The sequence below is a fragment of the Shewanella sp. ECSMB14101 genome (genome assembly GCF_000773485.1).
Taxonomy (GTDB): domain Bacteria; phylum Pseudomonadota; class Gammaproteobacteria; order Enterobacterales; family Shewanellaceae; genus Shewanella; species Shewanella marisflavi.
Map to the genome: position 1 here is coordinate 1 of NZ_JSFF01000060.1, position 1,337 is coordinate 1,337.

Genomic DNA, 1,337 nt, shown 5'->3' on the forward strand with positions numbered 1-1,337 from the left:
CTGAGGAATCCCCTGATAACTTTGATATAAATCATGAGATTAGAGTGAACTTACACCTTGGAATGTGATCTGATTAAGCGCAAACAAAAACCAATCACGGACTTCCAAGGTGCAAGCGTTAACTATCTTACATCAATCTCTCTATCGACATTGCCCAGAAATTCATCAAAAGCGTTTAAATACTCTCATGGTTGCCTGCCGGGCTCTCATTGATTCAGACCGTCTTACATTGACCGCTTTAGGTCGCCATATTGATGGAACTCATACGCAAACCAAGCATTCGATAAAACGTATGGACAGGTTGCTTGGCAACCATCATCTTCATCGTGAGAGATTAGCTGTCTATCAATGGCATGCTAAATGGCTACTAACGCAGCACACTATGCCCATCGTTTTGGTGGATTGGTCTGATATGCGCGAAGGGCGCGAGCTCATTGCCCTGAGAGCTTCTATTGCCATAAAGGGGCGTTCAATTACGCTCTATGAGCGAACATTTCCCTTAGCGCTGCAAGGAACGCAAGCTGCCCATAATCAATTTCTCAATGAGCTTCATAAGGTGTTACCTGCAAACGTCACTCCGCTAATAGTCACTGATGCCGGGTTTCGTAATCCCTGGTTCAGAAAAGTGGAGCAACTCGGTTGGTACTGGCTCGGTCGGGCTAGAGGATTGAGTGTTTATCGCCTTCATCCCTTTGGTCGTCAATTTTCACTCAAAGCGCTCTATGCCAGAGCAAGTAGCCGCGCCAAGCATGTTGGTCGGGTGGCCTTATCGGTCAAGAAGCCTTTGCTCTGTGAAATGGTGTTGTTTAAGGCGCGAGGTAAAGGGCGAAAAGGTCAGCGTAGTACGACAACCGACTGCCATCATACCGCTCAATGGACCTATGAATTGACAGCAAAAGAGCCTTGGGCGCTGGTGACCAATCTAACAATGGAAGCGATGCCGCCCAAGAAGCTGGTCAATCTTTACCAAAAGCGAATGCAGATAGAAGAGACTTTTAGGGACTTAAAAAGTCCGGCTTACGGATTTGGTTTACGCCATAGCCGAACACGTGATGCGGCAAGAATGGATATCCTGCTGATGATAGCCTTGCTGGTGCAATTGGCATTTTGGTGGGTGGGGCTCTTTGGTGAAGCGCAGCAATTGCAACGACATTTCCAGGCCAATACGGTGAAAAAACGTAATGTGCTATCGATAGTGCGCATAGGAAAAGAGCTGATGCGACGGCGAGACAGATACCCAATGTCAGTCGACGACCTACTCAATGCCGCCAGGAAGCTGGCAGAATTATCACTCATTTACGGCTGCTGGGGGTATGAATTATGAGGGGATCCTACAG

1 protein-coding gene is annotated in these 1,337 nt (G+C 47.6%); it reads left to right on the forward strand.

Going from position 1 to position 1,337, the window contains the following annotated elements; all coding sequences use genetic code 11:
• Positions 1 to 109 precede the first annotated feature (109 nt).
• Positions 110 to 1,324: an IS4 family transposase gene (locus tag NY07_RS18755; protein ID WP_033540876.1), complete on the forward strand. Its 1,215-nt coding sequence runs from the start codon at positions 110 to 112 to the stop codon at positions 1,322 to 1,324.
• Positions 1,325 to 1,337: the final 13 nt, after the last annotated feature.